The 9,961-nt window shown below is 67.5% G+C and carries 9 protein-coding genes; 6 read left to right on the plus strand and 3 right to left on the minus strand.

What is annotated here, in order from left to right; translation table 11 throughout:
* The first annotated feature begins 17 nt into the window (after nucleotides 1-17).
* The gene (locus VHB27_RS05390; RefSeq protein WP_325597969.1) at nucleotides 18-821 is read left to right on the plus strand and encodes a nucleoside phosphorylase; all 804 of its coding nucleotides are present in this window, start codon (nucleotides 18-20) and stop codon (nucleotides 819-821) included.
* 11 nt (nucleotides 822-832) lie between these two features.
* Here VHB27_RS05390 and tcuB read toward each other — a convergent pair whose 3' ends face one another.
* Nucleotides 833-1,930, minus strand: a complete 1,098-nt coding sequence (gene tcuB / locus VHB27_RS05395; protein ID WP_325597971.1) for a tricarballylate utilization 4Fe-4S protein TcuB — start codon at nucleotides 1,928-1,930, stop codon at nucleotides 833-835.
* Complete coding sequence (tcuA, locus tag VHB27_RS05400) at nucleotides 1,917-3,317, minus strand: FAD-dependent tricarballylate dehydrogenase TcuA (protein ID WP_325597973.1); 1,401 nt, start codon at nucleotides 3,315-3,317, stop codon at nucleotides 1,917-1,919. The genes tcuB and tcuA overlap by 14 nt, the downstream gene beginning before the upstream one ends.
* 111 nt (nucleotides 3,318-3,428) lie before the next feature.
* On the opposite strand from tcuA, the gene VHB27_RS05405 reads away from it, so the two are divergent.
* From VHB27_RS05405 to VHB27_RS05415, 3 genes are all read left to right on the plus strand, one after another.
* Nucleotides 3,429-3,953 carry a decarboxylase gene (locus VHB27_RS05405; protein WP_325597975.1) on the plus strand — a complete coding sequence of 175 codons (525 nt, stop codon included), beginning with the start codon at nucleotides 3,429-3,431 and terminating at the stop codon, nucleotides 3,951-3,953.
* A 12-nt stretch (nucleotides 3,954-3,965) separates the two neighbouring features.
* Nucleotides 3,966-4,586: a thiamine pyrophosphate-dependent enzyme gene (locus VHB27_RS05410; protein WP_325597977.1), complete on the plus strand. Its 621-nt coding sequence runs from the start codon at nucleotides 3,966-3,968 to the stop codon at nucleotides 4,584-4,586.
* Nucleotides 4,587-4,925: 339 nt separating this feature from the next.
* Nucleotides 4,926-5,291: a hypothetical protein gene (locus tag VHB27_RS05415; RefSeq protein WP_325597979.1), complete on the plus strand. Its 366-nt coding sequence runs from the start codon at nucleotides 4,926-4,928 to the stop codon at nucleotides 5,289-5,291.
* A gap of 3 nt (nucleotides 5,292-5,294) precedes the next feature.
* Here VHB27_RS05415 and VHB27_RS05420 read toward each other — a convergent pair whose 3' ends face one another.
* A complete protein-coding gene (locus VHB27_RS05420) occupies nucleotides 5,295-5,771 on the minus strand; it encodes an Lrp/AsnC family transcriptional regulator (RefSeq protein ID WP_325597981.1) in 477 nt (158 codons plus the stop codon).
* Between the two features lie 135 nt (nucleotides 5,772-5,906).
* Between VHB27_RS05420 and VHB27_RS05425 the strand changes: the two genes are divergently transcribed.
* Both VHB27_RS05425 and VHB27_RS05430 read left to right on the plus strand, forming a co-directional pair.
* Complete coding sequence (locus VHB27_RS05425; protein WP_325597983.1) at nucleotides 5,907-9,329, plus strand: indolepyruvate ferredoxin oxidoreductase family protein; 3,423 nt, start codon at nucleotides 5,907-5,909, stop codon at nucleotides 9,327-9,329.
* 422 nt (nucleotides 9,330-9,751) lie between these two features.
* Nucleotides 9,752-9,961: hypothetical protein (locus tag VHB27_RS05430; RefSeq protein WP_325597985.1), on the plus strand; the 210-nt coding region annotated here is incomplete at its 3' end.

Consider the following 9,961-nt stretch of genomic DNA (forward strand, 5'->3'; position numbering starts at 1 on the left):
CCCGCGATGGAGCATCCATGAGCGATTTCCCACGGATCCCCACCATTCTCGGGGCGAAGCGGCACGCGGCGCCGTCCGTCTTCCGGCCCGAGAACCTGCTGCGCGAGGCGCGCCGGCAGCGCGGCCTGCCGGACGAGCCCGTTCCGGGCATCTGCGCCCTGGACCCCGACGGCGATCTGGTGCGGGCGCTGCGGGCCTCGGGCCGGGCGAGGCGGGCGAACGGGTGGGCCTGCTACCACACCGAGATGGACGTGGTGGAGCATGACGGGCAGGCGATCGGCCTCGTCGGCCTCGCCGTCGGTGCGCCCTTCGCCGTCCTGGTCGCGGAGCAGTTGTTCGCCTCCGGCTGCCGCCTGCTGGTCAGCGTCACCTCGGCCGGGCAGATCGCGCCGCTGGGGCCGCCGCCCTATTTCATGCTGATCGACCGGGCCTTGCGGGACGAAGGGACGAGCCATCACTACCTGCCTCCGGCGCTGTTCGCCGAGGCCGATCCGGGTCTGGCGGACCGGGCGTTCGCCGCCGCGTCGCGGCTGGCGGTGCCGGTGCATCGGGGGGCGGCCTGGACGACGGACGCGCCGTATCGCGAGACCGAGGAGGCGATCGCCCAGGCGCGGGCGCATGGGGCGCTGGCGGTGGAGATGGAGGCCGCGGCCCTGTACGCCTTTGCCCGGGCGCGGGAACGGCCGGTGTTGTGCTTCGCGCACGTGACCAACCAGATGGCGCGGGTCGAGGGCGACTTCGAGAAGGGCGAGGACGACGGCGCCGCCGCGTCGCTGGCCTTGATCGCCGCCGTTGCGCGGGGGGTCGTGGAAGGGGCGTAGGGTCTTCCCGCCTATTCCCCGCCCAGCACCGCCATGTTCCGCTCCACCGCCCGCCGCAGCAGCGCGGCGGAGCGGTAAACCCCGTGCACCATCTTCGAGTACGGCAGCACCAGGAACAGCGCCAGGATGAAGCCCAGATGGATCGCCATCGCGAAGCCCATGGCGCCGCTGGCGCGCACGGCCAGCAGCGCCAGGCCCGTCAGCGCCGCCAGCGCCAGCAGCAGCAGCAGCGCGATGTCGCCGCCCAGCATCCGGCGCGCGTTCACCAGCGGGTCGTCGACGAACTTCATCGCGATCAGCCCCACCGTCCCGATCAGCAGCAGCACGCCGCCGGCCGTGCCCAGCAGCACGGGCGCGCTGAAGAACGGATAGGGCGCCGGCCAGTCCAGGAACGTGTGATAGATGAACCCCACCGTCGTCGCCGCGAAGCACAGCAGGAACCCATAGAACATCGCGTGGTGCAGCCAGCGGCGGCGCATCGAGAACGCCTCGGAATTGTCGTTGCAGCCGTTACCGCCGCCGCCGAGGTTCTTCAGCGTCAGCACGTCCCAGGCGGCAATGGCCAGCGCCGAGAGGCTGACTTTCTCGCGCGGGCCGGCGTCCTGCCAGAAATTGCGCGCGCCCATCCACAGCGCGACCAGCGCGTAGCCGAAGCTCAGGATGCCGACCACCTGCATCGCCCAGAGCGGGATGATGGCATAGAACGAGGCGTGCGCGCTGAAGAAGCTCGACCGGTCGTTCGTCAGCATCGACAGGATCAGCACCAGCGCGATGCCCAGCGCCATCATCAGGCCGACCAGCGTGCCGTTGCGTTCGAACGCGCGGGCCAGCGGCTTCGGCCAGGCGTATTCGGCATAGGATTCGGCGCGCACCTCGGCCAGGTGGGCGGGCACGTTGATGCCCCATTCGTGGGGCGGCGCGTATTGGCAGGCGTAGTAACACCCGCGGCAGTTGTGGCAGAGATTCGCCAAGTAGCTCAGGTCGCCGGCGGAGAACTCGCGCCGCAGCTCGACAGCGGGGAAGACGGCGCAGAAGCCTTCGCAGTAACGGCAGGCGTTGCAGATTTCCATCTCCCGCCTGGCGGTGAGGATGGCGTCAGTTTCTTGCACGGTTCGCAGCCTCCTGACCGGCGATGCGGCCAAACACGGTTCCGATCGCCATGCCGAAGCCGGCGAGATAGCCTTTGCCCAGGATATTGCCCGACATGATCTCGCCCGAGGCGAACAGGTTGCCGGCGGGCTGGCCGTTATCCATCAGCACCTGGGCCTTCTCGTTCACGCGGACGCCCAGATAGGTGAAGGTGATGCCGGGCCGCAGCGGGTAGCCGTAGAAGGGCGGCTTGTCGACGGACCGCGCCCAGTTGGTCTTGTTCGGCGTCAGGCCTTCGGTGTGGTTGCCGTCGAGCTTGAGGTTGTCGAATACCTGTCCGGCGGGAATGGCGCTGTTGTAGCCGTCGATGGTCTGCCGGATCTTGGCGGGGTCCAGCTTCATCTTCACCGCAAGCTCTTCGATCGAGTCCGCCTTGATGGCGGGGAACACCGACGGCATGAACAGCGGGAAGGCCTTCGAATCGCAGATGGAGTATGCGATCTGGTCGGGCTGCTGGGCGATCAGCCGGCCCCAGATGGCATAGCGCTTGGGCCAGACGTCCTCGCCTTCGTCATAGAAACGATCGCCGTTCTTGTTGACCACCACGCTGAACGGCACGCTGTCCAGGCGGGTCGTGATGCCGCCGTCGAATTTCGGCGCGCGGGCGTCCAGCGCCACGGCGTGGCACTGCGTCGGGTCGCCGATCTGCGCGACGCCCTGGCCCAGCAGGCTCTTGAGCACCTTGCCCTGGTTGTACGGCGTGCCGCGGATCACGAAATTGTCCACCGCGTCGCCCCAGTTCTGCCGCATCCAGTCCAGGTTCGCCTGGAACCCGCCCGAGGACGCCACGACGCATCTTGCATGGATGGTTTCGGGGAATCCCTTGTAGCGGATGTCGATGGAGCGGGCGAACCCGTCCTCCATGTTGATCGACACGACCTCGGAGTCGTACAGGATTTCGACGCCGAGACGTTCGGCCGTCAGGTAATAGGCGTTCACCAGCGCCTTGCCGCCGCCCAGGAAGAAGGCATTGGTGCGGCCCAGGTTCAGCGTCCCGGTCAGGCTGGGCTGGAACCGCACCCCGCAGGCCTGCATCCACCCGAACACGCCCGACGACGCCTTGATCGTCATCCGCGCCAGGTGCTCGTCCGTCTGCCCGCCGGTCACGCGCAGCAGGTCGTCCCAGTATTCCTCTTCCGAATACGTGTCCGTCAGGACGCCGTTCGGGCCTTCGTGCATGGCGCGCAGGTTGCGGGTATGGCGGCTGTTGCCGCCGCGGAACGCCTTGGGCGCGCTTTCCACCAGCAGGACGGTGGCGCCGGCCTGGCGTGCGGTGATGGCGGCGCACAGGGCGGCATTGCCGCCCCCGGCCACCAGCACGTCATAGGTCTTGGTTCGGTCAGGCATGATTTCCCCCGGATCGGCGTTCTACCTACGGACGGTTGCCGGATCACGCAAGGCGTGCGATTTCCCCCCTGGCGGCCCTGGGGGCCGGCGTCCAGACAGAAAGGGATCGCCATGGCGGAAAGCCGAGCGTGGCACGAGATCGTGCGGGATGTGCTGAAACGGCACGAGGTGAAGCTGGTGACGTATGTCCCGGACAACGTCCTGCGGCCGCTGATCGACGGCATCCACGCCGATCCCTATTTCACCACCTTCGCCTGCACGCGGGAGGAAGAGGCGCTGGGCATCAACGCCGGCGCCTGGATGGCGGGGATGCGGGGCATCCTGCTGATGCAGACCTCGGGCTTCGCGACCCTGGCGAACCAGTTGGCCTCGCTGTCGGTGCCGTTCCAGATCCCCACGCTGATGATGGTCAGCGAACGCGGCACGCTGGGCGAGTTCAATATCGGCCAGCAACTGGTCGCCCGCACCATGCGCCCGGTGCTGGACACGCTGCTGATCGAAAGCCACACGATGACCCGGCTGGATGAGGTCGAGTTCATCGTCGACCGCAGCATCGTCCAGGCGGTCGCGACCAAGGCGTCGGTCTGCTTCATCCTGTCGCCGCTGCTGACCGGCGGCAAAGTGTTCGCGAAGTAAGGGGGACGGGACATGGCATCGTTGGCGAACCAGCCCGTGAACCGGGACCAGGCGAAGGTGATGAACCGCTACGACATCACCAAGCGCCTGGTGGACATGCTGCATCACGACGAAGCGGTGATCGGCGGCATCGGCTATACGAACTTCGACCTCTGGGCGGCCTGCGGCGGCAAGCGGACGCAGAATTTCTACATGCTGGGCTCGATGGGCCTGGCGGTCCCGATCGCCGCCGGCGTCGCGATCGCGCAGCCGCACCGGAAAGTGTTCGCGCTGGAAGGCGACGGCTCGATCCTGATGCAGTTGGGCTCGCTGTCGACGGTGGCGGCGCGGAAGCTGAAGAACCTGTGCATCGTGATCATGGACAACGGCGCCTACCAGATCACCGGCGGGCAGAAGACGCAGACGGAGCTTGCGGCGGACATCGTCGGGATCGCCAAGGCCTCGGGGATCGAGCAAGCCGCTTGGGCCGCCGACGAAAGCGCCTTCGCGGAGCTGATCGCCCGGGCGCTGAAAGAGGACGGACCGTCGCTGATCGGCTGCCGGATCGACAGCGGGAAGCCCAGGGACACGACGGAGCGCGACCCGGTGAAGATCCGGGAGGCGTTCATGCGCGGCATGGGGGTGACGGCGTAGGCCGGCCCGACGTGCCGCGCGTTTGATCCTCCGTCATGGCCGGGCCTGTCCCGGCCACCCGCGACCTGGGCGATACAAGGGGCTCACCCTGGATGAGACCCTGTCTCGCACGGTGCAGTCGTTTCATTCGTCCGCAAAAGACCGCGCTCGAACCGTAACGATCCAGCATTTCGCCAACGGCACAAGATATTCCGGTTAGGGAACGAAGACGCTTTTCGATCGGATAGCGGATTTTTCCGGTTGTATGACGAACCTGGAAACCGTTATGATTGCGGCACCGACGCACGATATTCGTCAGGTCTTTCACAGGCCCGTGATTCCCGGCGGAAGGAACGTCCCATGATGCAGCTGGATGAGATCCTCGACGATCTCAAGACACGCAAGACCAACCTGACCAAAATCAAAAAAGAACTGGCCGGCGACAAGGCGAAGCTGGGGGTGCTCGACTCCATCAACGACCTGATCACCAAGATCAGCCCGCTGGTCGATGAAACCAAGCGCCTCACGGGCGTCAAAAAGAACATGCAGAAGTTCTCGTCCGACGTGGACCAGCTCAACGGCAAGCGCAAGCAGCTCATCAACAGCTTCAATGCGCTGAAGAAAACATGCGACGGCATCAACGGCGACACCAAGGCCAAGGATTTTGCCGGGATCGCGACCGACTCCTCGATGTACGCGGCGCTGAACGATTTCGAGAAGACCTGACCGCTAGGCGCCCCGCGCGGCCCGCAACGGCAGGTTGGTGCGATACACGACGCGCTTCAGCGCCAGCGAGCTTTCGAACGATTTCACCCCCGGAATCTTCGTCAGCCGCCCGCGCAGAAAGGCCTCGTACGACGCAACGTCCGCCGCCACCACCCGCATCAGGAAGTCGGCGGCACCGGACATCTCATACATCTCCATCACCTCGGGGCACGCTTCCACCGCACGCTCGAACACGCGCAGCGTCTCATCCGCGTGATCGGCCATCCGGACGGTAACGAACACGTTGATCGGCAGCCCCACCTGCTCCTGGTCCAGCAGCGCGACATAGCGCTGGATGACCCCGGCCTCCTCCAGCATCTTCTGCCGCCGATGGGACGGAGACGCCGACAGTCCCGCCGCTTCCCCCAGTTCCGCCGCCGTCGCGCGGCCGTCGCGCTGCAGCACCTCCAGGATGGCCAGATCCAGCCGGTCGATCTCCATTCACCCTCCTGAACGCCCGCATCTTAGCGAGTCGTGCCAAAAATCGCGTCGCGCCGGCCCGACTATGGCAAGCTTTCCTGCCGCACCATACCTATACTAACCAGTAGAGGAACTCCGTCGAAGGGACGAACCCTTATGGACATCGGCATCGACCGCGGCACGATCACCCTGGACTCCCGTTTCGTGGACGTCGACCAGCCTGTCCTGCTGACCGGCATCCAGTCCCTGATGCGCCTGCTGCTGGAGCAGCGGCGCCTGGACAGCGTCGCGGGCCTGAACACCGCCGGCTTCGTGTCCGGCTATCGCGGATCGCCCCTCGGCGGGCTGGATCGCGAACTGTGGGTCAAGAAGAAGCTGATGGCCGCCCACGACATCAAATTCGAGCCCGGCGTGAACGAGGACCTCGCCGCCACCATGGTGTTCGGCACGCAGGAACTCGGCGGCTTCCCCGGACCGAAATACGATGGCGTGTTCGGGATGTGGTACGGCAAGGGACCGGGCGTCGACCGCAGCGGCGATGCGTTCAAATGCGCCAATATGATCGGCACGCATCGCAACGGCGGCGTGCTGGCGGTATCCGGCGACGACCATGGCGCGCATTCCTCGACCTATCCGCACCAGACGGAGCTGGTGTTCCAGAACTGCTTCATCCCGGTGATCAACCCCGCTTCGGTGCAGGACGTCATCGATCTCGGCCTGGCCGGATACGCGCTGTCCCGCTTCGCCGGCGTCTGGGTGGCCATGAAGACCACCGCCGAGACGATGGAGCAGGCCTCGACCGCGATCGTCCGTTCCGAACACCACTTCCTGAAACCCGATATCGCCCTGCCGCCGCACGGGCTGAACATCGACCACGCGCTGCGCTTCCCCGCCGACCGGGCGGAGCTGGAACGCCGGATGCTGGACGAGCGGCTTCCGGCGGTGCTCGCCTGGGCACGCGCCAACCGCATCGACCGCGTCGTCAGCGGCGGCAGCGACGCCGCGTTCGGGCTGATCACCGTCGGCAAGGCGCATGACGACACGCTGCACGCGCTGCGCCGCATGGGCCTCGATCGCGATCCGCGCCTGGCGATCTACAAGGTCGGCATGACCTGGCCGCTGGAACCCGACGGCATCCGCGACTTCGCCCGCGGCAAGCGCGCGCTGCTGGTGATCGAGGAGAAGCTCGGCTTCGTCGAGAGCCAGATCCGCGACATCCTCTATCACGTCCCCGCCGACCAGCGGCCGGAGGTCAGCGGCAAGACGATGCCGAACGGCCAGAAGCTGCTGTCGCCGCTGATGGAGCTGTCGCCCGAGAGCGTCGCCGGCGGCATGGCCGCGTTCCTCGGCGCCGCCGGGCTGAACCTGCCGGCGCCGCCCGCGCCGATCGCCGTCAGCCGCCCCGACGGGCTGCTGCGCCGCATCCCCGCGTTCTGCGCCGGCTGTCCGCACCAGACATCGACCAAGCTGCCCGACGGCAGCTTCGCCAGCGCCGGGATCGGCTGTCACTTCATGGCGATGGACAACGATCCGCACACCCGCACCTTCACCCATATGGGCGGGGAGGGCGCGCCCTTCGCCGGGCTGCAATCCTTCACCGAGGTCAAGCACTTCTTCGCCAACCTGGGCGACGGCACCTATCAGCACAGCGGCAGCCTCGCGATCCGCCAGGCGGTCGCCGCCAAGGCCCGCATCACCTACAAGCTGCTGTTCAACGACGCCGTCGCCATGACCGGCGGCCAGCCGGCCGAGGGCGCGCCGACCGTGCCGCGCATCGCGCACCAGGTCGCCGCCGAGGGCATCAACCGCATCGCCATCGTCGCCGACGAAGCCGATCGCCTGCCGAAACAGTCCGAACTGCCCGCCGGCACGACGCTGCACACGCGCGAAAGCCTGGATGAGGTGCAGCGGGCCCTGCGCGACTACGAAGGTCCGTCGGTCCTGATCTACGACCAGGTCTGCGCCACCGAGAAGCGCCGCCGCCGCAAGCGCGGTTCGATGGAGCAGCCGGTCCGTCATGTCGTTATCAACGAAAGCGTCTGCGAGAATTGCGGCGACTGCTCGACCCAGTCCGGCTGCATCGCGATCGAGCCGGTGGAAACCGAGTTGGGACGGAAGCGGCGGATCAACCAGACGAGCTGCAATGTGGACCTGTCCTGCCTGAAAGGGTTCTGCCCCAGCTTCGTGACCGTGGATGGGCCGCCGTCGGCGCCGGATGCGGACGCCCATTGGCAGGGGCGGGAGCAGGAACTGGCGGCGACGCTGAAAGACCCCGTCCTGCCGGACGTCCCTGTCTGGCGGGCGCTGTTCGCCGGCATCGGCGGCGGCGGCATCGTCACCGCGGGCGCCGTGCTGGCGATGGCGGCGCATCTGGAAGGCAAGGCGGTCAAGACGCTGGACTTCACCGGCCTGGCGCAGAAGAACGGCGCGGTCGTGGCGCATGTGCAGATCGCGGGCGACGAGGCCGCGCTGGATGTCGTGCGCATCCCGCTCGCCGCCGCCGACCTGATGCTGGCCGCGGACCTCGCCGTCGGCTGCCAGCCGGGCGTGCTGGAGCGCAATGCCAAGACCGGCGTGGTGATCGGCAACCTCGACCTCGCCGCGACGGCGGAGTTCAAGCGCAACGCCACGCTGTCGATCGACGCCCTGCTGCACAAGCGCACGATCGAGAAGGTCACGGACGCCTCCCGCTCGGTCTGGCTGCACGGCGTGCGGCTGGCGGAGCGGCTGTTCGGCAACGCCCAGGCGATGAACACGATGCTGCTGGGCCTCGCCTGGCAGCGCGGGCTGATCCCGGTCGGGCAGGACGCGATCCAGCGCGCGATCGAGCTGAACGGCGCCGCCGTGCCGCTGAACCGGCGCGCTTTCCTGTGGGGCCGCATCCTGGCGGAGCAGCCGGCGTTGGCCGAACAGATCCTGACCGGCGTGATCGACGGGCCGCCCAAGGACCTGGACACGCTGATCGCGCAGCGGATGGAGATGCTGACCGCCTATCAGTCGGGCCGCTATGCCCGACGCTACAAGGCGATGATCGACAAGGTCTCGGCGCGGGAGGCGGCGGTGTCGGGCATCCCCGGCCCCGTGACCCGCGCGGCGGCCGAAGGGCTGTTCCGGGTGATGGCCTACAAGGACGAATACGAGGTCGCCCGCCTGCACGCCGAAGCGAGCTATGGCAAGGACCCGGTGTTCCACCTGTCGCCGCCACTGGGGCAGGGGATCGACAAGGCCACCGGCCGCCGCCGCAAGATCGCGATCAAGGGCGGCATCGCGCTGCCGCTGTTCCGCATCCTGCGGCACGGCAAGGCGCTGCGCGGCACCCCGCTGGACGTCTTCGGCTACCAGGCGGAGCGGCGGCAGGAGCGAGGCCTGGTCCGGCAATACCAGGAGGACCTGAAGGCGATCCTGGACAGGCTGCGCCCCGACAACATCCAGGCCGCGGTGGCCCTGGCGGAGCTGCCCGGCGAAATCCGCGGCTTCGGCCCGGTCAAGGACGCCAATCGCGCGAAGGCGGACGCTCGGCGCACCGCCCTGCGCGCGGCGCTGTCGGAGACGGTCGCGCTGCCGATGGCGGCGGAATAGGGGTCCCTGTCCGGGGTTGGTGCGGCCTGCCCGGACAGCAGCCGTTTGGAGGCGATTGCGGCCCGTCGTGGTCGGCGAAGGTTGATCCGTGGACGGTCTGTTTCACCGACCACGACGGGGTGGTAGGGCTCCGTCCCTTCAGTCCGTGGGACGGTGGGGCCGCCCCCTTCCAGTCCGTGGGGTGGGTAGACCCGCCCCCTCCGGTCCGTGGGTTGGCGGGCCGGCACCCTCCAAGTCTTTGCTCTACGGAGTAGGCACGCCTCCAACCCGTTGCGGCGCGATCATACCTAGGTCCAAGGACGCCGCCCGCCGTGATGACGGGACGGATTCAGTCGCCGGTCTGTAGGACTAAAGAGAAATCCCTTGACTTGAAGGGGAATATAGACCTAATAGACCGCACCCCATCCCTCCCGCAGGCCCCCATGCCCATCTCCCTCCTCGACCTCCCCACAGCCTTCGTCCGCGCCGTCCTGTACAACCTCGCCATGCTCATGCTCCAAGGCGCCGGCGGCGACATGGACGAGGCCTGGCAGGCCGCCGTCGACCTCATGCGCGGCCATGACGTGCAGACCGACGTGGAACTCCATTGCTTCGCCCAGGTCATCGGCTTCACCCTGCAATCCGGCGAGGCG

This window comes from Rhodopila sp. (genome assembly GCF_035548235.1).
Taxonomy (GTDB): domain Bacteria; phylum Pseudomonadota; class Alphaproteobacteria; order Acetobacterales; family Acetobacteraceae; genus Rhodopila.

Excerpts from the sequence above, each read along its gene's own strand:
- VHB27_RS05390 (WP_325597969.1), top strand. The coding sequence starts at position 18 with ATGAGCGATTTCCCACGGATCCCCACCATTCTCGGGGCGAAGCGGCAC.
- VHB27_RS05410 (WP_325597977.1), top strand. The coding sequence starts at position 3,966 with ATGGCATCGTTGGCGAACCAGCCCGTGAACCGGGACCAGGCGAAGGTG.
- VHB27_RS05425 (WP_325597983.1), top strand. The coding sequence starts at position 5,907 with ATGGACATCGGCATCGACCGCGGCACGATCACCCTGGACTCCCGTTTC.
- VHB27_RS05405 (WP_325597975.1), top strand. The coding sequence starts at position 3,429 with ATGGCGGAAAGCCGAGCGTGGCACGAGATCGTGCGGGATGTGCTGAAA.
- tcuA (WP_325597973.1), bottom strand. The coding sequence starts at position 3,317 with ATGCCTGACCGAACCAAGACCTATGACGTGCTGGTGGCCGGGGGCGGC.
- VHB27_RS05420 (WP_325597981.1), bottom strand. The coding sequence starts at position 5,771 with ATGGAGATCGACCGGCTGGATCTGGCCATCCTGGAGGTGCTGCAGCGC.
- VHB27_RS05415 (WP_325597979.1), top strand. The coding sequence starts at position 4,926 with ATGATGCAGCTGGATGAGATCCTCGACGATCTCAAGACACGCAAGACC.